Consider the following 25,591-nt stretch of genomic DNA (forward strand, 5'->3'; position numbering starts at 1 on the left):
GCGCAATTTATTTAGGGTGTAAGTTATTAAACTTATTATTGAATGTTTGTTAAGACGCTTAAATAAATAATAAAAAATTTTAATAGTAAAAAACCTACATGAGTCAATCTCTAGCCCATCCGTGGTCATTTACTAGGTTATGTAATTATTGAGATAAACACTTACTATTAGTATAGTTCGAGTCTAATTTCTTATCTTAATTTTTCTAAGTATTTTAGGGTAGTATAAGTTGTGTTAAAATAGTTTTTCTGCATATAAAAAAGATTTTAAAACATATATTTTTTTAAATTTAACTTATATCCGAATTGTTAGTTTTAGTGGGGTATGTAGCTGTTTTTTAGCTCGACTTTTTATTGTAAATAAGTCAATATTATTAATAAATGTATTTTTTACATTTTTTTTTTGTAATATTGTAATGTACTTATAAATAATGCTTCATATCTATTTGAAATTTTGTAGGATGCTAAGCGGGTTTTTGTAAGAAATTAAGTGTTATTTTTTTAGTCATTGCATAAAATATGTTTTTACTAAACTATTTAGAGTAATTGTTAAAAGAATAATAAAATAATGTTAATATATTAGTTAGAGTTGGAGCATATTAAGATAGAAAGGGCAAAATCTTTTTTACTTAATATTTCCAATTTAAAACAAGTATCAACCAGATTTTAGAGATGAAAAAACAAAATCCTTACACAAAACAGCCTGATTTCAGTTTTAAGTACGTTCTTAAAACAAGGCTCTTTGTATTACTGCTTTTTATTTCCCAACTAACTGTTTTGGCTCAAACAAATCCTCAAGAGATTATTACTGTAACCGGTACAATTACAGAGGCAGAGTTAGGCCCGGTAATAGGAGCTAATATCCTTCAAGAAGGAACCACAAATGGTGTAATGACCGATTTTGATGGTAACTTTACTATTAATGTGCCAAAAAACGCAAAATTAGTAGCGAGTTATGTTGGTTTTGCTACCCAAACTATAAATGTTAATGGTCGTACAGATATTAATATTGTAATGGTTGCTGAAACTGCTGCTCTTGAAGAGATTGTTATTGTTGGATATGGAAAGCAAAGGAAAGAAAGCGTTGTAGCATCTATCGTGCAGGTTACTGGAGAAGAGATATTGCAATCTGGTGGTGTATCTACCGTTGGTCAAGCATTAACAGGGCGTATGCCAGGTGTTGTAACAGTATCTTCTTCTGGACGTCCAGGAGATGAAAGTCCAAAAATATATATTCGAGGGCAAAGTAGCTGGAATGGTAGCGGACAACCATTAATTCTTGTTGATGGTATTGAAAGAACCATGAATGATGTTAACTCTAATGATATTGAAACCATCTCTATTCTTAAAGATGCTTCTGCAACTGCGGTATTTGGTGTAAAAGGTGGTAATGGTGTAATTCTTATTACTACTAAACGAGGAAAAACAGGAAAGGCTCAACTTTCTGTTAGCGCGAGTTCTACAATGAAGTCGCCATCAAAATTACCACAGAAATATGATTCTTATGATGCTATTTCTACGGTTAATGAGGCTATAGAACGTGTGGTTTCTATTAATGAAGGTGCTTGGGGAGATTATACTCCAGTAAATATTGTAGACAGATATAGAAACCCAACAAGTGAAACTGATCGCTATGTATATCCTAACGTAGACTGGGTAGATGTTACTCAAAAAGATTTTGCAATGGACCATAAGGTAAACCTTTCGGTACGCGGTGGTACAGAAACTGTAAAGTATTTTGGTGGACTTGGTTATCAACATGTAGGAGATATATTTGATGGCGCTTCTTTTGATAATGGAAGAGATTACGCGCCTAGTTTTGATTATGATCGTTTCAACTTTAGAAGTAATATAGATTTCGATATTTCGAAAAACACACGTTTATCTGTAAACCTTTCTGGGCATTATGGTATTCAAAACGGTAACGAAGCAGACAATCAATTGCTTTATAGTAGTATTTATAATTTAGCACCTAGTTTATTCTATCCTATTTATCCTGATGGAACTTACGGACGTACAGTTGTTGAAAATTACGAGTTAGCGAATCCAGCCGTATTACTTTCAGCTAAAGGTGCTACTAAAAATCATAGAGTTCAAGTAAATACAGATTTTATACTTACCCAAAAACTAGATTTTATTACAGAAGGTCTTTCCGCGAAAGCGTCTTTATCTTACGATAATAATTTTAGAGGAGAAGCTGGTGTTTATGAAGGTGGTCCTTCTGGAGGCGATAACGTAATTTATAAAGTTTACCTTACTGATGGATCTCAACAAATAGTTACGCCACAAGGAACTAATCAATTTGATTATGTAGTGCAACCATGGACAAGAAACTCATTACAAATACAAGATTGGCAAACGACTAGAAGATTATTTTATCAGTTTGCATTAAACTATGATAAAACATTTGATAAGCATACTGTAGGGCTATTAACATTAATGAATAGAGAAGAGTATGGTGATGGCGATGTTTATAAAGCACCTAGATATAGAGAAGATTGGGTAGCTAGGTTAGTTTATAATTATGATAACCGTTATTTTTTAGATGTTAACGGTGCATACAATGGTTCTGAGAAATTTGGACCTGGTTATAAATTCGACTTCTTCCCCTCGGCAGCAGTAGGTTGGACTATTAGTAACGAATCCTTTATGGAAAACGTATCGTGGGTAAATAAGCTTAAGTTACGTGGTTCTTTTGGTATTGTTGGTGATGATCAAGCCGGAAATAGATATTCTTACCTGTCTCAATGGGGAAGTGGTGGTACGTCGTATATGAACAATGCAGACCTTTGGAGTAATCCATCTCCATATACTACGTATAGAGAGTTAGTAATTGGTAACCCTGATTTGCAATGGGAAACTTCAGAAAAAGCTAATATAGGTTTTGAATTGGGACTCTTTAATAATATGTTTACTGTAGATTTGGATTTATTTCAAGAAAAGCGATACGATATTATAATCCCTACCGAGTCTAGAAGTGTTCCTTCTTTCTTTGGTTTTGATCCTGCCGATGTAAACCTTGGTAAAACAAGAGTTAGAGGTATGGAACTTGCCTTAAATTTTAAAAAGCGTTTAACCGATAATTGGAATGTATCGGCAAACTTTGCTTATGCCAATGCTAAGGACGAGATTTTATTTAAAGAAGATCCAGAGTTAAAACTAGACTACCAGAAAGCAGCAGGTTATCCAATAGGTCAAAATACAACGGCTATTCAAGGCGACATGTTGGAATCATGGAATGACGTTTATGGATCTTCTCCTGTAGAAAATAACCAAGGTTCGGCAAGACCGGGATCTTATGATATTATCGATTATAACGGAGATGGTATAATTAATGGCGACGATAATGTACCTTATGGTTACCCAACACGGCCACAAAATACATATAACCTTAATTTAGGGGCAGACTATAAGAATTTTTCATTTATGGTTCAATTTTATGGTGTTAGTAATTCAACAAAAGAGTTTCAAGACAGAACATTTGCCGCTAGTACACCATTGTTTTTTGAAGATAAAGCAGATTACTGGAGTGTAGATAACCCTAACGGAGTAGAAATTCTTCCGGGATATGGTGGTACCTCGGGTGCTTTCGATCCCTATAGAAATTGGTACGATGCTTCTTTTGTAAGATTACAAAATATGGAGGTTGCATACACGTTTGGTTCAGATGAAGGTAGCCAATACAGAGTGTTCTTAAACGGTAATAATTTAGCGTTTTGGTCTGATCTTCCTGATGATAGGGAAGAGAATGTCGGGAATCAATCTGAATTTAGAGGGAATTATCCAATATTTAAAAGGGTGAATTTAGGAGTAACAATTAATTTTTAATTAAAAGATAATGAGAAATTTATATAAATTAATAGGTCTATTTTGTCTTGTAGGAGTTATGAATTCCTGTGAGGACTATCTAGATAAACCTCAAGATTCTAATCTTACCATAAATGAGGTTTTTAAGAACTTTGATAGTTCGCAAGGTTTTGTAGAGGAAATGTATGCTATGATTGTCGATTATTCTTTGGCCTTTTATGCAAACTACCCATACTACGGAGAAGATTCTGTTGGTGTAGAAACTTGGATTTTCGATTATTCTGCAGATGAAGGTAGATATTGGGATTGGCAAGGAAATACATTCAATTATTTTAGCGGAGGGACCAATACGTCTTCTGGAATTCCTTTTGATAGAAGTTCATTATGGCCAAGTAGTTGGGCAGGTATACGAAAAGCAAATATTGTTATTGCTAATGCAGAAGATTTAATGGTAGATGCAAACCAGCAAGAAATTGATGCCATTTTAGGGCAAGCCTATTTTTTTAGAGCCTTTTTTCATCATGAAATTATGAAGTTTTGGGGGCCTATGCCATACATCGATAGAGTATTAGAAGATGATTGGAGAATAGAAAGACCATCAGAATGGGCAGAAACGGCTCTTAAAATAGATGAAGATTTTGATAAAGCCATTGCCTTATTACCAGAAGATTGGGACGACGCTAGTTGGGGGCCAGGAGTTCAAACAGCAGGTACTAATTTGTTTAGAATTACTAAAGGAGCGGCTTTAGCTTTAAAAGGAAAAAACTTGTTATTTGCGGCTAGCCCGTTAATGCAAGGTAGTAGTGATACTTATGGCTATAATGAAGAACTTTGTAAACTTGCAGCCGATGCGTTTGCTGAGCTCATACAGATACCGCGTTACAGATTACAAGAATGGGAAGATTATGAAGATGTTTTTTACGATCCTAGTGGACTTTACCCAGACTCAACCGAGTATGTATTTGGTCAAGCCGGATCAGTAGGTTGGTTTGGTGGCTATTTAGCCGACTCTTGGCAACTTGGAGCGCTCAATGGTGCAAACGGTATAAATTCTCCAACACACAATTATATTCATAACTATTTTGGAATGAAAGATGGTTTGTCTTGCGACGCTAGTCCTATTTACGACCCTAATGATCCTTGGGTTAACAGAGATCCACGTTTTTATAAATGGGTTGTTGTAGATGGCGACCAGCTAATCGATAATTTAGGTGCAGCTACTGGTGAAGATGAGGTAAATAGATATGCCGAGTTTTACGATGGCGGGGCGCACAGGCACCCAGGTAAGAGTAACGGAACTAGAACAGGTTATGTAGGTAAAAAATGGTATCCACAAGGGTATAATAAATATGATAATCAAAGTGTGTTTTCATGGAGACTTCATGTTAGATTAACAGATGTATATTTAATGTATGCAGAAGCAGCTGTTATGGGATATGGTATTGACGGAAAGCCAGCAGGATTTAATCTTTCTGCTCTAGATGCGATAAATGCCATTAGAGAACGTGCAGTACCAGATGGAAGCTTAAATGTAAGTGCAGTTAATTTAACAAGCCCTAATGTGTTTATGGATGAAATTCGTAGAGAACGCGCCGTGGAGTTGTCTTGGGAAAATCATAGATGGATGGATATTCGAAGATGGAAAGTAGGAACAGATATGAAATATAGATTAAAAACAGGAATCCGATTCGATAGAAATTCAAGTGGTAAACCTATTAATTTAGTAGAAGAAGTAATAAGAACTAAGGTTTTTGATGAGAAACATTATTGGCTACCCCTTCCTCAAAACGATACAGAACTGTATCCAGGATACCCACAAAATCCAGGATGGTAATACTTAAACTTGTTTTTTTTATTAGATAATAACAACCAATTTATGAAACACCTTATAAAATATAAAAAACCGCTATTATGTTTAGGAAGCTATATGCTACTATCCTTCTCATTATATGGACAAAACCCTCAAGGAACAGATTCTATTGCTAATAACAGTATTGATTTGGCTTCTAAAGTTAATAAAGAGATTGACTTGGGTTTTCAAACCGAAAAAAATAGTCAAGTCGTAGGTGCTGTCTCTTCAATAGTACCCGATCAATTTTTAAAGTATGATAATACTCAATGGGTAAGAGATGCATTAAATGGCAGAATTACAGGACTTAAATACAGCGATAATATTCGTGGATTAGGCGGTGCTATGATTGTTGTGGATGGTATTCCAGGACGATCTATCGATTTGTTAAACATGGAGGAAATTCAAGAAATTACAGTCTTGAAAGATGCTAACGCAACCACTTTATACGGATCTATGGGTAAAAACGGTGTTATTGTTGTAAAAACAAAACGTGGCTCTGCTAAAACTGAGTTTAATGTAAGTGCTAGTACAGGTTTTAAAACAGCAATCTCAATGCCTAATTATCTTGGTTCGGCAGAGTATATGCAATTTTACAATGAAGCACGTGCAAACGATGGTTTGAGTCAAACGTTTTCAGACAATCAAATAGCAAATCACGCTAGTGGTGTTAATCCCTTTAGATACCCAGATGTAGATTTGTATTCTAGTGATTATTTTGGTTCACTAGCAACCTATTCCAATGTAATTGGTGATTTTTCAGGAGCTAAAGACGACACCAAATATTATATAAACTTTGGTTTTAAATCTGATGAAACCTTACAAAGCTTTGGAGATAATGATAAAGGAACAAAACGTTTTAATATAAGAGGTAATATTGATTTTAGAATTAATAATTGGATTAAAAGTAGTTTGGATGCTATTGCTATTATTGAAGTTAATAAAAGCTCTTTAACAAATTTATACGATGCAGGACGTACATTCAGACCGGATCTTTACGCGCCTTTACTGCCTATTAACTTAATAGATACAGCCAATAATCCTAACTTAATAGGAGTTTTGGAGGCCGCTAATAAATTTAATGGATTTATATTAGGTGGTAACCAATCTTTTAATAGCAATGTTCCAATAGCTTCGGTTTTAGCAGGAGGAAGACAAACTAGTATGTCGCGTATAAGCCAAGTTAATAATTCAATCGATTTTGATTTAAGTTCTATTACCGAAGGTCTATCGGCAAAAACATATTTAAGTTTTGATTTTTATAACCGTTATAACTTAACTGTAAATAATAATTTTGCAATATATCAACCTACTTGGAGTAATGAAAATTTAATTACCAATTTAGAAAATGTGGGCGATACAGACCTTAAACAGTTAGAGCAAAATGTAGAAACTAATATTTTTACAATTAGATATGGCTTTTTTGGTATGTTAAACTACGAAAAGAAATTAAACGAAAATCATGCGTTTAAAGCCTCTTTATTAGGATTTACTAACAGCACTCACACTAAATCGGTAACGCAATCTGATAAAAACACGCATACTGCTTTAAGTTTAAACTACACACTTAACAATAGGTTTTTGTTCGATTTAAATACGTCTTATGTACATTCGGTTAAATTAGCTGAAGGAAATAGAGGTAAGTTGGCACCTACCTTAGGTTTTGGCTATATCTTGTCTGAAGAACCTTCTTTAAAAAACATATCGTGGTTAAACTATCTTAAATTACGTTCTTCTGTTGGCGTTATTTATTCCGATTTGGGTGTTCCAGGATATTTCCTTTACGATGAGTTCTACCAACAGAATGCAGGCAATTATAAATGGGGAGATCAGTATGGTACAGGATTTCAAAACGGATACACTAAAATTGAAAGAGGTCAGAATTATGATTTAGGAATGGAACGAAGAACCGACTTTAATGTTGGGTTTGAAGGACTCTTTTTTAATAAATTATGGGTGGAAGCCAATGTGTTCCGCTCTGTATTAGATGAGCAAGCAACTTTGGCATCAACAGTATTTCCAGAATATTATAATACGTTCCGACCATATTCAAATTTTAATGCAGATAAGCGTTCTGGTTTTGAGTTGGGTATAAATTATTCAGATAAATTTGGTGATTTAGGTATGGATATTGGAGCTCGTGTATTATATACGGCGTCAGAAAGAACTAAAGTAGATGAAGTTTATGATGATGAATATCAATATAGAAAAGGTACATCTATTGATGCGTATTGGGGATTAAAATCGCTTGGCTTTTTTGGTGTAGATGATTTCGATACAGACGGATCTTTAAAGGATGGTATTCCTGTTCCAGAATTTGGAGCAGTACAACCTGGAGATTTAAAGTATAAAGATATAAATAATGATGGTGTAGTTAATGCACAAGACGAAGTTGTTATAGGAAGATGGGATGCACCATGGACTTTTGGGTCGGACATTAAATTGAGCTATAAATCCTTTACATTATTTACCTTATTAACGGCTCAAGTGGGGAGTGATGGTATAAAATCAGATAGTTATTACCAACCACAAGGCGGCGATAAATATTCTGAAGTGGTTAGAGATAGATGGACAGAAGCTACGGCAAGTACAGCTACTTTTCCACGATTATCATCTTTAGAGAATACCAATAATCATGGTAGAACATCGGATTTCTGGTTGTACGATGCCAGTAATTTCAAAATTGAACGTATACAGTTAACGTTCGATTTTCCAAAACAATTGGTATCCGATCTAAATATGCAAGATTTTAGTATATATGCTAGTGGGGCAAACCTATTAATGTTTTCTAAAACCAAAGACATACAGCAATTAAGTTTAAGTTCCTCACCATCGTACCGTTATTATTCATTGGGGCTTAGAGCAAAGTTTTAACAATATAAATTAAATCTAGACATGAAGATTATTATAAAACATACATTCGTTACATTGATGCTGTTATCTTTTGTGGCATGTAGTACTTTTGAACCCCTAGATGAAAATCTTGCTGGTGATGAAAGATTGAATTTTGACCCAGCATTTGCTGAAGGTTTATTGTTAAATGCCTACGAGGGTATGTCCAATCAACTATTATTTAATGATTCTGCTACCGATGATGCAGTAACCAATTACTTAAGCGGTTTCCGTAGAATGGCTACAGGCGAATGGAATGCCAATTACGCTGTGTCTAGTAGGTGGGGACAATATCAATACGTGCTTTATATTAACAAATTTCTTACTGTAATTGATCAAGTGGAATGGAAGTTTGATGATGAAACAAATGATCTTATAAAACAACGTATGTATGGAGAAGCTCTAGCAATGCGTGCATTAAGACATTTTTGGATACTTCAAGAACATGCAGGAGTTGGCACTTCAGGTAAACTTTTAGGTGTACCCTATATTACCGAGTTTTTAGATAAAGATGCAGATTTTAATATTCCAAGACCTGAGTTTGCTGAAACTTTCGAGAAGATAAATAACGATTTTAATGAAGCATTAGAATATATTCCTATGGATTGGGATGGAGATATCTCGAAACAACCAGCACGTTATAGCACATCAGATGTTAATAGATACGAATTTATATTTGGAGAAACTCAAGATGGTCGTATAAATGGCCGCATTATAAAGGCTTTTCAAGCTAAGTTAAATCTTTTAGCCGCAAGTCCAGCTTTTTTAGATGGCTCGGGAGATTATTATCAAAAAACTAGCACTATACTAGCAGAACTTCTTAACGACAATGGTGGTATTAGCGGATTAAACCCAACAGGGCACTACGATTTTTATGATTTTAATATTGGTACAAAAGTTTTTCCAGAAGTACTTTGGAGAGAGAATGTAGCTAATACATTTACTTGGGTAGAGCAACAACATTTTCCACCGTCATTGAATGGTGAAGGTCGCCTTAACCCAACTCAAAATCTAGTGGATGCATTTCCAATGATAAATGGAGAACCTTTCTCAAAAAATCATCCAGATTATAATCCCGCAAATCCATTTCAAAATAGAGATCCTAGGTTAAGAAGATATATTTTATACAACGGAAATGATTTAGATAGTAGAATTGTTAGAACTGGTGTTGGCGGTGGTGCCGATGAAATAGATAAAGTACAGTTCCGTTCTACTAGATCGGGTTATTACCTTAAAAAATTATTAGATCCTAGTGTAACCATTAGTGCTAACGGAAATATTTCTGCATCAGAAAAAATGAACGTATATTTAAGGTACACCGATTTGTATTTAATGTTTGCCGAGGCGGCTAATGAATTGGGTGGACCAGATAATATGGTTAACGGTTTATCTGCAAGAGCAGTAATAGGAGCTATAAGACAAAGAGCAGGACTTCATGCTGCAGATACCTATTTAGCAGGAATAACATCTAAAGAAGCTATGCGTACACTTATTAGAAATGAGCGTAGATTAGAGCTATGTTTTGAAGGGCATCGTCTATTCGATTTACGCCGATGGAATATGTTAGATGATTTAACCGATATTATAGGATCTAAATATAATGGCTCGCAATACGAAGAGTTTGTGGTGGAACCTAGGTTATATCCAGACAATGCTAATTATGCGCCAATACCACAAAGTGAATTGGTAAAGTTTGATGCTATTGAGCAAAATATAGGATGGTAACGTATTAATCTTACCAACAAAAAGAAATAAAAAAAAATGATGGTGATTGTAAAATCCCACTTAAGATAAATGATTAATTGTAAATTTTTCGCCCGATGAATACAAGAAATATAGTATTATTAATAAGTGCGCTAATCGCAATATCGTGTAGCAATTCTGAACCAGAATTTGATGATTTTGATGTTATAGCAACTTATTTTCCATATCAAACACCTGCACGAACCCTTATTTTAGGGAAGTACGATCAAGGTTTTAATGACACTGATAATGATTATAACTTTGAAATTACGGCGCTTATGACGGGGATACGTAGTAATGATACACAACGAAGTATCTATTTTGAAGTAGATAATAGTTTATTGGATAATGTAGATAATGTAAAAGCACTTCCGCCTGCATACTATACCATGGAAAGAATTAGTCCGGTTGTTATACCATCGGGAGATACCAAAGCACGTATAAAGGTGCAATTACGTGATGAGTTTTTTGAAGACCCACTTTCCTTTGGAGCCGTAAATACAACTAACTATGTTATTCCTTTAACAATAACAAGGGCAGATAATATTGATAGTATTTTATCAGGCTCTAGCGTTTTACCAAACCCTGATAGAGTTAATCCTGCAGATTGGGATGTATTACCAAAAGATTATACACTTTTTGGAATTAAATTTATGAATAAATTTCATGGGAACTATCTTAGAAGGGGTGTCGATATGATAACTGCACCAACAAGTTCTATTGGCAGAAGATACCATGGAGCAAACGTAGTTGATGATGAAGTAATGCTTGTAGAAACTACAGGGTTAAATAAAGTTAAATTAGAAAACTTAATAGGTCGAGGTGAGGAGTCAAGCCCTGGTAATATTGAAATGGAGTTAACATTTAATGATGATGGTTCTTGTACAATATCGAGTTATGACGGTGATCCTAATGGTATAACTGGCTCAGGGAAATATGTAGAAGACGGCGATGCTTGGGGAGGAAAGTCGAGAGATGTTATATATTTAGATTATACATATACCGATCCAGATTTTAGTGAAACCCATGCTGTAAAGGATACCCTAGTAATTCGAGATAGAGCAGCGGTTTTTGAAGAGTTTGTAGTAGAGCTTAAAGAGTAGAATCAAGAAATAAAATAAACTATAATAAACTTAAATTTTATTCATTAACACTTAATTATTCAAGCAATTAAGTTGAATGTCTCAAAAATTTTTCGATTATTAAAAATATTAAAACAGATGAAACAAATAATTAATTTTTCAAGCTCTAAATTCTTAGCTTTATTATGTGCATTTGGATTTGTTGTGCTTTTTAGCGCTTGTGATAGCGATGATGATGCGTCTTCAAATATTGAGAGAGTTTCCATGAAAACATTGCCGCAATTAGATTATATATTAGGAGATATGCTAAATTTATCCGATTTAGTTATTACTCTAAATAAAGGTGGCGAAGATATAGATATTCCTTTTAGTGCTTTTGCTCAAGAAGGTATCACCACCGAACCAGAAAATGGTACAGTATTAGATTTTTCGAATGAAGCCATAACTATAAAAATTGGTGAAACAGGAAAAGGATTGGTACAGGCCATAACCATTACAAACGAGGTTACTGCCATGGAAATTAAAACAGAACCTAAAACAGATTATTTCTATAACCAAAGTTTAGACTTAACGGATATGGTAATTACATTTACCTATGAGAACGGAGATATTGCAGATTTACTATATTTAGATGTTAGAAAGGATTTAGAAACGGTACCTGCTAACGGAACAGCGATTGATTCGAATACCGATGTAAGTATAACACACCTTGCAACAGGACTAAATATAGTTCAAGAATTAAATCTAACTACATTTTTTCCTAAAAGTGCTGTACTTGTAAGCGGACCAACAAAAACAGAGTATTCAGTAAACGAAATATTAGATCTTTCTGGAACTGTTATTCGATATACTCAGATTAATAATAGTGAAGCTGAAATTGGAGCTGAAGATTTTGAAGCATTAGGTATTACTGCTAACCCTTTAAATGGTAAGCCAATAAGTGCTGTAGTTACCGAGGTAAAAGTTAAACACAGATTACCAGGTACCGAGGTAAGCTTTCCTATCGTGGTTAACCCATAGAATTGAAATAAGTATGGAGGTGTAATGAATCAATAACAGGTTAAACTTTTCGAGAATCTCTTTTTTGTAAATATGCCCAATTTTCTTTTTATGGAAAAGTTAAACTTTTTTAGAAATTTTTTATGTGCAATTTGCCTAATGTCGGCATCATGTCTATACGCACACGGGAGTTTATCTAAACGTATAAAAGAGAAAACGATAGAAATTGGGAAGCATCCAAAAAATGCTATATTATATTTTGAACGCGGATTCTTGTATCAACAACATGAAGAGTTTAATAAAGCTATTAAAGACTATTTAAAATCAGAAAAATTAGGTAACTCAAGCAACCTGCTGAACTATAGAAAAGCTCAAAGCTACTTTAAAAAGAATAAATTTAAGCAAGCATTAGAGGCTTCAAAAGTTTATTTAAAAAAGGATAGTGTAGATGTTAAGATTAACAAGTTGCATGCTCAAATATTAATTCAATTAAAAGACTATCAAGAAGCCTTAAAATATTATGGTTATTTTATTAATAATACCATAGATATTAATCCAGACGACGTTATCGAATATAGCCAAATTTATCTGGCATTAAACTCAAATGATTATCCAAAGGCGCTCGAAGTTATTCAATCTGGCTTAAACAAGTTGGGTAAAAACACATTTGCACTCCAATTACAAAAATTAGAATATTTAGAAGCTTCACTTAAAATAGAAGAGGCTATAGAGCAATACAACTATTTTATATTAAGTACAGATAGAAGAGAGTTTTGGTATTATAACAAGGCAAAGTATCTATTTGACAACAAGCGTGTTGAAGGTTCTAAAATAGCCCTTCAACAGGCAAAAACAGCTATAGTTTTATTAAATGAAAAGTTTAGAAATACATTAGCAATAAAAAAACTACAAAATGAAATCAATACTCTTGAAAATAAATTATCAAATGAAAATTAAACCTATTGTATATGTTTTTTTATTGTTTGTTTCTGCAATTACATTTGCACAAAACTCAATAACTTTGGTTAATCCTCCAACTACCGTTACGGCAGATACCGAGGTCGCTATTACTTTTAATTACACAAAAAATGTAGCTAGAGCGCATGCATACATCAGATTAAAAGATGCTAGTGGTAATTTAACCGAGGTTAATCAAATAGTAACGGATAATTCAGGAACCTTAACATTAGACCTGCCAATACCGGCATCGGCACTTGGTTCTGGTTATAGTTATCAGGCACAAATATTTAATCCGGATGCGGGTTATGCACATTTGGCTACCGAAAATTTTCCAGGTGTAACCGTAGTAGCAGGAGAAGTACCACCAAATACTATAGTAATGACTAATTATCCAACAACGGTACAAGCGGGTACATTTGTAAATGTTACTTTTGATTATACTAAGGATGTAGAACGTGCACATGCTTTTATTAGATTTAAGGACATAAGCGGAAACCTAACAGATGTTAACCAAATAGTAACCGATAATGCAGGAACATTAACTTTAAGTCTAGAAATACCTTCAGGTTTATTTCCTGGGTCTAGTTACAGCTACCAAGCCCAAATTTTTAATCCAGATGTGCCGGATGGTTACGTGCATTTGGCAACACAAAACGTAACGGGAATAACCGTAGAATCGACGCCGTCTCCTGGCGAGCGTATCTCGGTAGGTGATAATTGGAACTATTATGATGCTGGAAATGAACCAACAGGCAACTGGAAAATTGCTGCTTTTGATGATTCGTCTTGGGCGTCTGGTAATGCCGAATTGGGTTATGGTGAAGGAGATGAAGCAACGGTTATTAGTACTGGAGCGCTTACCTCGTATTACAGGAAATCTTTTACCGCATCAACAGACGATGTCTCTTTAAAATATTTAGATATGAGTGCCTTAAGAGATGATGGTATGGTCGTGTATATTAATGGTACAGAGGTGTGGCGAGATAATATGCCAAGTGGAACTATTAATTATAACAGTTTTGCAACTTCTGCAGCTACAGAAGGTATATGGATTAATAATGTAATAGATAATCTTTTAGTTGATGGTACAAACGTTGTAGCTGTCGAGATCCATCAAAATGGAGCAACAAGTTCTGATATTAGTTTTAATTTTCGCTTAGAAGTTAGAGATGAAGTTCAAGCAGAATTAACAAGAGGCCCTTATTTACAAAAAGGAAGACCAGATGCTATTACTGTAAAATATAGAACCAATACCAATACAGAAACTATTATTAATTACGGTACGTCTTTAGGGGCTTTAAATAGCACGGTGTCTAATACAGCAGTAAATAGCGATCATGAAATTGAGTTAACAGGTTTGCTTCCAAACACCAAATACTACTACGAAATAGCAAACAATGCAGGTGTATTTGTTTTAGAGTCTAGCGATATGTTTTTTAAAACAGCGCCAACTACAGGTACAGATCAATTTGTAAGAGCATGGATTTTAGGAGATGCTGGTACCGGGGATTTAAATCAGAAAAATGTTCGTGATGAATATTATGATTATGTAGCAAACGCAAGTACAAACCCTAACCAAACAGATATGATGTTATTTTTAGGGGATAACGCTTATAATAGCGGTTTAGACAACGAATATCAAATAGCACTTTTTAATATTTATAAAGAGCAACTAAAGAATACGGTAGCATGGTCTACACTAGGAAATCATGATGGGTATTCGGCAGATTCAAATACGCAAACTGGGCCTTATTACGATATTTTTAGTTTTCCAACGGCAGGAGAATCGGGAGGTATACCTTCGGGAACAGAGGCGTATTATTCTTTTGATTATGCCAATATTCACTTTATAGTATTAGAATCTTATACCTTAGATACCAACGAAAACCAAATGGCTTGGTGTACGCAAGATATTCAAAATACAGACCAAGACTGGATTGTGGCTATATTTCATCATCCACCTTACTCTAAAGGATCTCACGATTCAGATTTTGAAGCGCCTCTGGTAAATATGAGAAATAACTTTTTACCAATTTTAGAGGCAAATGGTGTCGATTTAATTTTGAGTGGTCATTCACATTCATATGAAAGATCTTATTTTATAAATGGACATTACGGACTTTCTGATAGTTTTGATATAAGTTCACATACGGTTGGTAGCAATGGAAATTTATCTGGTAAGGCAGATACTGCAGATGGTGCTTACCAAAAAACAGATACAGAAAATCCAGGTGCTGTATATATAACTACAGGATCTGCAGGTAAAATTTCTGGAGGAGATTTAGATCATAATGCTATGTATGCTTCTTTAAATGAATTGGGTTCATGTGTTTTAGAAATAGAAGACGATGGCGTCGATGGACAAAACTTAGTAGTTAAATTCATTAACGATAATGGTTCTGTTTCAGATTACTTTACAATAAATAAAACGGGTATTTCACTTTCTACAGAACAAAATGTAGTTAATAGTTTAGATACTATTGCATATCCTGTTCCTGTTAAAGGGCTTTTAAATATTAATGTAAAACCTAGTGAATCTTTAAAGGAGGTTAAAATTTATAATGCGGTGGGTAAACTTGTTAAATCAAGTACACTTAGTAAAATTAACGTAAATGCTATGCCTGCTGGAATGTATGTGGTGCATATTATTACAGATAAAGAAGAGTATTATAAAAATATTGTAGTGGAGTAAAATAGGGTTATAAAGCTACTTTACTTTAAACAAAACGTAGAGCAATATTCGAGAAATAAAAAAGAGGAATAAATTAATTTATTCCTCTTTTTTTATGATTAACAGTAAACTTTATAATAACTATTTCTAGTTTTTATATGGCATTACTCAATGGTAATGGTTTTGTTAAGTCTAATATCTTCAGCAGAACTACCAATCATTATTTCAAACTGTCCTGGTTCAACTACATACTTTAGGTCTTTGTCCCATAAACCAAATTCATTAATAGGAATGGTAAAATTAATTGTAGTGGTTTCAGAAGGTTTTAATTCTACTTTTTTAAATTCTTTTAAAACTTTTACAGGAGTAGATACCGAACTAATTTTATCGTTAAAATAAACCTGAACAACCTCTTTACCCGTTACTTTACCTGTGTTTTTAAGCTTTATAGATAGGTTTAAGTTGCCATTCATATCTAATTTTGTGTCTTGTACTTGTAAATCGGAATATTCAAACTGCGTATAACTTAAACCATGTCCGAAAGGAAATAATGGATCTGGAGAAGAAAACACATAATCTCTTCCTGGTTTTTCTGGGCTACCCGGATTTCTATAAAATCCTCTAGCAGATGGCTTATGGTTATAAAATACAGGAACATGGCCCACACTTTTAGGTACACTTACTGTTAGTTTTCCAGATGGGTTTACATCGCCAAATAGTACTTTAGCAACAGCAGTTCCACCTTGTTCTCCTGGGTACCAAGCTTCAACAATTGCTGGGATATGGTCTTTTTCCCAAGCAATAGAATAGGCTCTTCCATGCACCATTACTAGCACAATTGGTTTTCCTGTTTTATAAATAGCTTCTATAAGTTCTGGCTGTACACCAGGAGGTGTTAACGTTGTTCTGTCAAAACCTTCGCCAGAAGTAGGGTAGTCGCCTGGAATATCTTGGCCCCAGCCAATTCCAGATAAAACACTACTTGTACCACCAATAACTAAAACAACAACGTCGCTTTTTTCTGCAGCTTCAACCGCAGCTTGAATTTGGCTTTTATCATCACCAACAATGTCACACCCTTTAGCATAATTTACTTCTATGGTGTTGTTTGCGTATTGTTTAATACCATCTAGTATTGTTACTCCCGAAGCGTTATCTTTGGTATAGCTATAATCGCCATATTGTACTTGATGCGCATTTGGGCCAACAACAGCAATAGACTTTAAGGTATTTGCATTTAATGGTAATAAGCTATTTTCGTTTTTAAGTAGTATAATAGATTCTTCGGCTATTTCTCTAGCTAGATTTACAGCTTCTTCGGTATGGATAAGATCAGAAACTTTTTTAGGGGCTTTGTAGGGTTTATCAAATAAGCCAGTTTTAAATTTAACGGTTAGTATGTTACTAACGGCTTGGTCTATAAGTTTAATATCTACTTGTCCTGTTTTTACTAAATTGGCTAATTCTGAATACGCAAAAGTCTTAGGCGCTTCTAGGTCTACACCAGCTTCAATGGCGCTAATAGCAGTTGCGGCTGCATCTTCTGTAATTTTATGAAAATAATTAAGCATGGCTACGGCCTCGTAATCTGAAAACACATAACCTGTAAACCCAAGTTCGTTTCTTAAAACATCCTTCATTAAATAAGTGTTGGAGTGCATTGGTATACCATTAACCTCATTATAGGCAGGCATTAACGAGTATATATTAGCTTCTTGTATCACTTTTTGAAATGGGTATAAGTGCAAATCTCTTAATTCTCTTGGGCCTATATTATTTGGTCCAAGATTAATACCAGCAATAGGAGTACTATAGGCTACATAATGCTTTGCAGTACACATTAATTTACCATCTGGTATGTGTGTTTTTGTAACTTCAGGATCGCCTTGCATACCTATAACAAATGCTTTTCCCATTTCGGCTACTAAATATGGGTCTTCACCAAAGGTTTCTTCGGCTCTACCAAATCTTGGATCTCTAGATAAATCGAAAATTGGAGATAAAGCTTGATCTACACCAGACAGACTAGCCTCTTGTGCTATAGTGGCTCCCATTTTTTTTATTAACTCTGGATTCCATGTGCTTCCTTGTCCTATAGTTTGCGGAAAAATAGTCGCTCCAAACGCCAACTGACCATGTAAACATTCCGCTATTTGTATGGCAGGTATACCTAACCTTGTGTTGTTTCGTAAATAATTATCGCTTGCTTCAGATAATTTAGAAATTATATCTACTCCAATAAACGGACTTTCAAGCGTACCAATACTACCACCTTTAAATAAAGAGTCTAATGTTTTTTCGCTAATATTGCCTTTGTCGTCATATTTTATATGCTTTAGGCTTAACATATTCATTTGCGAAATTTTTTCATCAAGTGTCATGCGTCCCAAAAGATCATTTACACGAACTTCCACCGGTAATGTGCTATTTTTATAAGGTAGGTTTTTTGTCTTATTTTTTTGAGCACTACAGGATGCAAGTATTAAAAAATAACTTGCTACTGCTACAATTGTTGTTTTAGTATTCATAGGAGTTTTTAAATTTAATTATCGAGGTTTTAGTCCATTTTTACAGGTGTTACGGGCTTTAAAATAAGCACTAAACACCTCTCTAAAATCTTTTTTTATAACTTTCAAATATAAAGTGTATAAAATACACTATATTTGGTAAATATAGGAAATAAGAATACATTTTTCCTTTAAAAATATGAATTAATTTACCTGAATTTAAAAAGTGATGATTTAGATTTTCAATACTCTATTTGAAATATTTGAATTATAAAAACGATTAATATGATTAAATTATATAGCGCTTCTATTTTCTTTATATGCTTATTAAGCAGTTTCAGTTTTTCACAATCTCAGAATGATTGGGAGAACCCAGAAATATTTCAAATTAACCAAGTATTACCGCATACTAATTTAATGCCCTTTAATACCTTAAAAGAAGCTTTAAGTGTAGATAAAAAATCATCTTCAAATTTTACCAACCTTAATGGCGTTTGGAAATTTAATTTTTCAGAAAATTTAGAAAAAGCACCAGCAGACTTTTATAAAGATAATTATAACCATAAAAAATGGGATAATATAAACGTGCCTTCAAATTGGGAAATGGAAGGGTTTGGGTACGCTATGTTCAGAAATATTGGTCAGCCGTATGCGTCAAAACCGCCTTTAGTACCAAAAGAATTTAATCCTATTGGGTCTTATTACAGAACGTTTACATTGCCTAAAAACTGGAAAGAAAAGCAACATTTTTTGCGTTTTGAAGGTGTTCAATCGGCATCTTATGTTTGGGTTAACGGGCAAAAAGTAGGGTATAATCAAGGTGCCATGGAACCTGCAGAATATGATATTACACCATATTTAAAAAATGGTAAAAATAGTATAGCTGTAAAAGTACTTCATTATAGTGATGGTTCATATTTAGAAGATCAAGATACATGGCGACTTGCCGGTATTTTTAGAGATGTATACGTTATGTCTACTCCAAAAACACATGTACACGATTATTACATAACAACAGATTTAGATGAAAGTTATAAAGATGCCACTTTAAATATTGAAGCCTTTGTAACTAATTTTAACAATGAAAATATTAGCAATCATGCTATTCGTGCACGTTTATTTAACGATAAAAAGAAGGAAATTTTATCTGAAACTTTAAATGTTAATACAGGAAATAAATTAGCGAACGGGCCTTTAAAATTCTCAGGTTCATTTTTAGTTAATAATCCTAAAAAATGGTCTGCAGAGCATCCTAATTTATATACTGTAACCTTAGAGCTTATAGATGCTAACAATAAAGTTGTAGAGGTTTTTAGTCATAAAACAGGTTTTAGAGAGGTTGAAGTAAAAAATAAAGCCATTTATGTTAATGGAATGCCTGTAAAATTAAATGCTGTAAATAGCCATATGATGCATCCAAAAACTGGGCATGCAATGGATGTAGAGATCATGCGCAAAGATTTAATTTTAATGAAGCAGTTTAATGTTAATTGTGTTAGAACGAGTCACTACCCACCAAATGTGGAGTATTTAGATTTAGCCGATGAATTAGGCATGTATATTATTGATGAAACTGGTGATGAAGCGCATAGTAACATTTATTTATCTAGCAGACTAGAGTGGAAGGAACAATACTTGGACCGTATGCGAAAAATGGTATATCGAGATAGAAACCATGCCTCGGTAGTAATTTGGAGTGCCGGTAACGAAAGTGGCCCTGGAGATAATATTTGTGCACTAATTGCCGAAGGAAAACAAATAGACCCAAGTCGTCCGGCATGGATGTATGGCGGTAATAGCGATGAAAATCCTAAAACGAACCCTATTAAATGCGAAGATATTGTTGGTCCGCGTTATGTAACACCATTTACTCTTAAAAAACGGTTTGCATTAGGCGACGACCCTAGACCATCCTTTATGGATGAGTATTTATCGGTGGCAGGAAATGCACTAGGCGGACTAGACGAATACTGGGATGTTATTTATAAATATCCACGCCTTACAGGTGGTGCCATTTGGGATTGGGTGAGCCCAGGAATAGATTCTAGATGGCGAACAACACCAGATGCTTCTCCTAACAATGTTACTGCTTCCTTAATGAATAAAGCACTACTAAAGGATGGCAAGTTTGGTAAAGCGCTTTATTTAAGTGGACACGACGACTGGTTGGAAGTATATAGAGATCCAGCTTTAGATATTTTAAATGATAAACTAACCTTATCCTTTTGGGTAAAGCCAGAGCAATACAATGGTGATGCTTATTTTATTACTAAAGGGAATTATCAATATGGTATTTTACAATCGAGCGATACTAAAATTCAATTCTACATTCATACTGATAATATAGTTGTTTTGGAAGCCAATCTTCCAAATAATTGGTTAGGTAACTGGCATCAAGTGTCTGGTATTTACGATGGCGAAAACTTAAAGCTTTATATCAATGGCGTAGAGGTGGCTTCAAAAGCTGCAATGGGCAACATAATTAATGGGCCTTACCCTGTTAATGTTGGAAAGTCTGCCGAAATTATTGATAATCATTTAGGTTATCTAACACATACAACCATCGATAATGTTAGAATTTTCAATAAAGTAATTTCTGTTGAAGATTTAAAAAGTAATAGCGAGTCGCTCAAAAAAGAAGCATCACTTTGGTTAGATTTTGAATCTGAAACAGATGAATCTCACTATTACAGCATAGGTTTACCAGGAAGAACTTATGGTTTGGTATGGCCGGATAGAAGTGTACAGCCCGAATTATGGCAGTTAAAAAAATCGCCACAACCTGTCGAAATTAAGCTTGTTAATTTAGAAGCAGGAGATGTAGAAATTTTTAACCGTTATTCTTTTACCAATTTAAATAGTTTAAAAGCGCGTTGGGCTTTAAAAGCTAATGGAGAAGAAGTGGAGTCTGGATCCATAAAAATAGAACTAGATCCGTTACAAAAGAAATTATTTAATATTCCCTACAAAACAAAACACTTTAAGGAAGCAACACATTATGTTTTAGAGTTAAGTTTTGCTCTTACTGAAGATAATACATGGGAGAAGAAAGGCTTTGAAGTAGCTTGGGAACAATTTGAATTTCCATTTATAGAAAAGAAACCTGTAACATTAGAAAGCCAAGGAGTGTCTGTAGCAGAAAACGCAGATAATATAGTATTTAAAGGTGCCGATTTTACGTATACATTTAGTAAAGAAAATGGATTGCTGTCGTCTTTAATTTTTAAAGGCAAAGAATATTTAAAACAAGGACCTAAATTTAATATTTGGCGTGCTCCACTTGCAAACGAGTTGGATGCTTGGGGAACATTCACTACCAAAATAGGACATGAACAAGATGGCATGGGGCAAAACATTGCAAACGGATGGTATGCCTTAGGTCTAAACAATCTAGAACATGAAGTTGAAACCATGGAGATTATTAAAAACAAAAATAGTGTCGGTTTAAAAGTGGCTGTATTGGCTACAACAAATCACATTAATAATGCTGCTACTGGTTTCTTTAATATATTTAATTATACCATTTCAAATGAAGGCGAGATAAGCATAAAAACAACAGCATCGGCAGAAGGTGAGTTTACGCATTGGATTCCTAAAATAGGACTACAACTGCAATTGCCAAATACGTTTCAAAATATTAAATGGTATGGAAGAGGACCTTATGAAACCTACCCAGACAGAAAAACTGGAGCAAAATTTGGAAGTTACGAAACTACGGTAAAAGACGATTATGTACCCTACATTATTCCGCAAGACCATGGTAATAAAACCGATGTGTATTGGACTTCTATTAGCGATAATAGTGGATATGGATTATTAATTAATAGCAATGAAACATTTAATACAAGTGCACAAATGTATGATACGGATAATATGACGCGCGCTTACTACCAGCGTCAATTAAAAGATGTCGATTATGTAACCTTAAACTTAGATCACAAAACTTCTGGAGTAGGAGGTACAGCTATTTCTATATTAAATGAGTATAGAGTGCTTCCTAAAGCTTATGAGTTTACCTTTTATATAAAACCGTTTAAAAATTAATGAGACCAACCATTTTTTAGATACTCTCTCTCAATTTACTTAAGGGTTTACTGCGTAATATTTTACCAAGTAGACCCTTTTACTTTTTTAACTTATTTCTACAAGAGGATTTTTATGTTCAGATAAAGATTACACTTTAGTATGTTGATTTTACTAGCATAAACAGGTAGTCGATATTCCCTGTTGAATATTTAATGTAAAAACTACACTTTTTGATTTTTTTTTTCTATATTTAACAATGTTAAGTAGTTAGGTCATGTGTTTTATAAAAGAATCAAAGAACGTTTTTTTAGGTTTATTTATAATTCCATATTTATTGTTTCTTTAGTTTAACAATATAATTAGTAGCAATAACTAGCACTAAAAACGAATCTAGTTTATAATGTGAATTAGAATTGTTTTTATACCGTTACCAGTAAAAATCATAAACCCTAAGAAAAATCAATTTACATATGTATTACATACCGTAGTGTAAATAGTAACCTTTTATAAATTTTATTAAAATACTAGAATAGTATTCATTGGTTGTTTACTAATGAATAAGGGATATTTACTTGTCTTTTTTTAAGTGTGATTTTTACACTTTTATTCAATAAGTTAAAGTAAACTAATTCTCTAAATGATTTAATCCTTTTAAAACCAAGGTGTCAATTTAAATGTAATGACACCATAATATTAACCCTAATAACATAATATGCCTATGATAAAATAAAGCGTAAACAAAAAAGAATAAAATGAAAAATGAAGAATTAAAATTAATTTAATATTTAAATAGTAAAACAAACTTATGAAAACTAAATACTTATTAATATTCTTTGGAATACTTTTTTCAATGGCTATTCAAGCTCAAAATAGTATTACATTATTAAACCGACCAACCTCCGTAGTAGCAGGAGATTCCATTGATTTCACCGTCAATTACACTAAGAGTTTTTCTACGGCAAGAATTATGGTTAAATTCCATGACACGAATACCAATAGCCAACTAGAATTTGATATTATCTCTGGTATAACCGCTAATTCAGGAACTTTAAATTTTAAAGTTTTAGCACCATCAACAATTGGTACTAATTATGAAATTAGAGCACAGTTATTAGAAAACTGGTCTGGAAGAGCCGATGATAACGGAGCAGTATCAGTAGTAACAGGGGCATCACCACAAGCAAATAGTGTAACTATTTTAAATCGTCCTACTTCAGTTACGGCTAATGATGTAATAACTTTTAATGTGAGTTATACCAAAGACTTTCCAACCGCTAAGTTATTAGTGAAATTTCAAGACACCAATACAAATAGTCAACTAAACTTCGACATTATATCTTCTATTACTGCCAATTCAGGAACCTTACCTTTAACGGTACAAGCACCTGGTTCGGCTGGTACAAATTATGAAATTCACGCACAACTATTAGAAGGTTGGGGCGGAAGAGCCAGCGAGATTGCTGGCGTTACAGTTACAACAGGTACACCGCCGGGAGGTAATAATACACTCGCAATTGTTAACACCCCTGCAGATCCTATTAATAACGGAACTATTAGAACAGTAAACGTACAATATAGTGCGCTTCAAGCAGGTAAAATAGAGGTTGAAGTACGTGACAACCATGAAGTAGGACCTAATGATATCATCATTGGAAAAGCGTCAACAAACATAACTTCTGCAGGTAGTGGCACTGTGCCAATTAACTTAGTAATTAATAACGGTAATCCAGCAGCTGTAAACCTTCTTCGAGTACTTATGTACGACACTTCTGGATCGTTAGTTTCAGTGCAAAATATTCCAACGCAACAGCTTAATAAAGGCGATGGTGTTATTACTTATAGAGGACAAATAGGTTATGAAAATGGGCGTTGGCAAAACGAAAAATTTGCGGAGGCTTTAGGCAATGGTTATTATAGCAACTGGTTTGTTAACGAAAATTGGCAAGGTGATATTACGGCTAAATTTGGACCTGCCGAACAAGCATCTTGGGTAGAATGGGATAATAATGGTTCTTCAGGAGGGCCTTATAGTCATTCTGAATTTGATATTAAAATTCAAAAATTTTCTTGGCATAATGATAAAGATAATGTAGACCGTGGTTATCCAACTAAAATAGCTTCGCTATCTAATAATGTAACCTGTACGGCAACAGGACAATGGGGACCTAATAGTGAAGGTCGTACATTTTTAAACATGACCGCGTGGTTATACGATAAATCAGGATCTATTGATAATACTTTTAAAAGATCGGATATTATTGTACATACTTGGGATAATTCTGGAAATTTAGCGCAAAAGTATGCCGCAGATCCTAATGATAATTTAGAGCCATTGGCTAATATTACCAGTGGAGGTATTACATATCATGTGTTAAAAAGAAATACAGGCGGATATGGTGAGGAAGCAACCTATAATTTAGTGCCAACTAACAATCCTCGAGATGGTATTTGGCAAACCACTTTTAGTACAACACCTTTTTCTGTATCAATAAGTATGAAAGATATTTTACAGAAGTTAATAGTTGTTGATGCCAATAGTAATTTACCAGTTTTAACTAACCAATGGTATGTTCATGGTTTAGAGTGGACATATATAGGGTCGTCTGGAGATACGGTAGGAGGAGCGGTTATACAGGACAGTAAAGCTAAACTAACTTTAACTTCTTATACTATTCCAGATTTAAATGCTTCATCTTCTAAACCAGCTGGTCCAACAAAAGCGACTAAAGAGGAGACTATCGATTTGGAAGAAATGGTATATCCAAACCCTTTTTCAGATTCATTTACTTATAGATATAACTCAGAATTTAAAGACGCAGTTAGCTTAGAATTATTTTCAATTGATGGAAGAAGAGTTAAAGTAGTTACCAACACCAACAAAAACTCTAATAGTATAACATTTAATACAAGCCACTTAAGTAGAGGTATGTATGTGCTAAGAATTAGTTCCGGGAATGCTATTAGAACAAAAAAAATAGTAAAAAAATAATAGTTAATTTGTAAAAAAAAGAGTCGCTTAATTAAGTTTAAGCGATTTTTTTTATGTTAAAAATCCG

The 25,591-nt window shown here is 33.9% G+C and carries 11 protein-coding genes; 10 read left to right on the forward strand and 1 reads right to left on the reverse strand.

What is annotated here, in order from left to right:
• The first annotated feature begins 671 nt into the window (after positions 1-671).
• The 8 genes from HNQ90_RS14395 to HNQ90_RS14430 all read left to right on the forward strand — a co-directional run bounded on the left by HNQ90_RS14395 (position 672) and on the right by HNQ90_RS14430 (position 16,023).
• Positions 672-3,827: a SusC/RagA family TonB-linked outer membrane protein gene (locus HNQ90_RS14395; RefSeq protein WP_144117801.1), complete on the forward strand. Its 3,156-nt coding sequence runs from the start codon at positions 672-674 to the stop codon at positions 3,825-3,827.
• A 10-nt stretch (positions 3,828-3,837) separates the two neighbouring features.
• Positions 3,838-5,640, forward strand: coding sequence for a RagB/SusD family nutrient uptake outer membrane protein (locus tag HNQ90_RS14400; RefSeq protein ID WP_144117800.1), 1,803 nt, complete (start codon positions 3,838-3,840; stop codon positions 5,638-5,640).
• A 42-nt stretch (positions 5,641-5,682) separates the two neighbouring features.
• A complete protein-coding gene (locus tag HNQ90_RS14405) occupies positions 5,683-8,529 on the forward strand; it encodes a SusC/RagA family TonB-linked outer membrane protein (protein WP_144117799.1) in 2,847 nt (948 codons plus the stop codon).
• Positions 8,530-8,550: 21 nt separating this feature from the next.
• A complete protein-coding gene (locus tag HNQ90_RS14410) occupies positions 8,551-10,272 on the forward strand; it encodes a RagB/SusD family nutrient uptake outer membrane protein (RefSeq protein WP_144117798.1) in 1,722 nt (573 codons plus the stop codon).
• 95 nt (positions 10,273-10,367) lie between these two features.
• Positions 10,368-11,393 (forward strand): DUF5627 domain-containing protein, encoded by a 1,026-nt coding sequence (locus tag HNQ90_RS14415; protein WP_144117797.1) that lies wholly within the window; start codon positions 10,368-10,370, stop codon positions 11,391-11,393.
• 117 nt (positions 11,394-11,510) lie between these two features.
• Positions 11,511-12,392, forward strand: a complete 882-nt coding sequence (locus HNQ90_RS14420; protein WP_144117796.1) for a hypothetical protein — start codon at positions 11,511-11,513, stop codon at positions 12,390-12,392.
• Between the two features lie 138 nt (positions 12,393-12,530).
• Complete coding sequence (locus HNQ90_RS14425; protein WP_172625918.1) at positions 12,531-13,328, forward strand: tetratricopeptide repeat protein; 798 nt, start codon at positions 12,531-12,533, stop codon at positions 13,326-13,328.
• The gene (locus tag HNQ90_RS14430) at positions 13,285-16,023 is read left to right on the forward strand and encodes a metallophosphoesterase (RefSeq protein WP_144117794.1); all 2,739 of its coding nucleotides are present in this window, start codon (positions 13,285-13,287) and stop codon (positions 16,021-16,023) included. Before HNQ90_RS14425 ends, HNQ90_RS14430 begins: the two co-directional genes overlap by 44 nt.
• A 143-nt stretch (positions 16,024-16,166) precedes the next feature.
• On the opposite strand, the gene HNQ90_RS14435 is transcribed toward HNQ90_RS14430, so the two are convergent.
• Entirely contained in the window at positions 16,167-18,530 is a 2,364-nt protein-coding gene (locus HNQ90_RS14435; protein ID WP_144117793.1) for a glycoside hydrolase family 3 N-terminal domain-containing protein, read from the reverse strand.
• Between the two features lie 264 nt (positions 18,531-18,794).
• Here HNQ90_RS14435 and HNQ90_RS14440 point away from each other — a divergent pair, with 264 nt between their 5' ends.
• Positions 18,795-22,553 (forward strand): beta-galactosidase small subunit-related protein, encoded by a 3,759-nt coding sequence (locus tag HNQ90_RS14440; protein ID WP_144117792.1) that lies wholly within the window; start codon positions 18,795-18,797, stop codon positions 22,551-22,553.
• Positions 22,554-23,340: 787 nt separating this feature from the next.
• Positions 23,341-25,524, forward strand: a complete 2,184-nt coding sequence (locus HNQ90_RS14445) for a T9SS type A sorting domain-containing protein (protein ID WP_144117791.1) — start codon at positions 23,341-23,343, stop codon at positions 25,522-25,524.
• Positions 25,525-25,591 lie beyond the last annotated feature (67 nt).

It is taken from the genome of Algibacter amylolyticus (genome assembly GCF_014202225.1).
Classification (GTDB): domain Bacteria; phylum Bacteroidota; class Bacteroidia; order Flavobacteriales; family Flavobacteriaceae; genus Algibacter_B; species Algibacter_B amylolyticus.

Bases quoted from the DNA above. Each gene is read 5' to 3' on its own strand.
- HNQ90_RS14395 (WP_144117801.1), top strand. From the start codon at position 672: ATGAAAAAACAAAATCCTTACACAAAACAGCCTGATTTCAGTTTTAAG.
- HNQ90_RS14400 (WP_144117800.1), top strand. From the start codon at position 3,838: ATGAGAAATTTATATAAATTAATAGGTCTATTTTGTCTTGTAGGAGTT.
- HNQ90_RS14405 (WP_144117799.1), top strand. From the start codon at position 5,683: ATGAAACACCTTATAAAATATAAAAAACCGCTATTATGTTTAGGAAGC.
- HNQ90_RS14410 (WP_144117798.1), top strand. From the start codon at position 8,551: ATGAAGATTATTATAAAACATACATTCGTTACATTGATGCTGTTATCT.
- HNQ90_RS14415 (WP_144117797.1), top strand. From the start codon at position 10,368: ATGAATACAAGAAATATAGTATTATTAATAAGTGCGCTAATCGCAATA.
- HNQ90_RS14420 (WP_144117796.1), top strand. From the start codon at position 11,511: ATGAAACAAATAATTAATTTTTCAAGCTCTAAATTCTTAGCTTTATTA.
- HNQ90_RS14425 (WP_172625918.1), top strand. From the start codon at position 12,531: ATGTCGGCATCATGTCTATACGCACACGGGAGTTTATCTAAACGTATA.
- HNQ90_RS14430 (WP_144117794.1), top strand. From the start codon at position 13,285: ATGAAATCAATACTCTTGAAAATAAATTATCAAATGAAAATTAAACCT.
- HNQ90_RS14435 (WP_144117793.1), bottom strand. From the start codon at position 18,530: ATGAATACTAAAACAACAATTGTAGCAGTAGCAAGTTATTTTTTAATA.
- HNQ90_RS14440 (WP_144117792.1), top strand. From the start codon at position 18,795: ATGATTAAATTATATAGCGCTTCTATTTTCTTTATATGCTTATTAAGC.
- HNQ90_RS14445 (WP_144117791.1), top strand. From the start codon at position 23,341: ATGAAAACTAAATACTTATTAATATTCTTTGGAATACTTTTTTCAATG.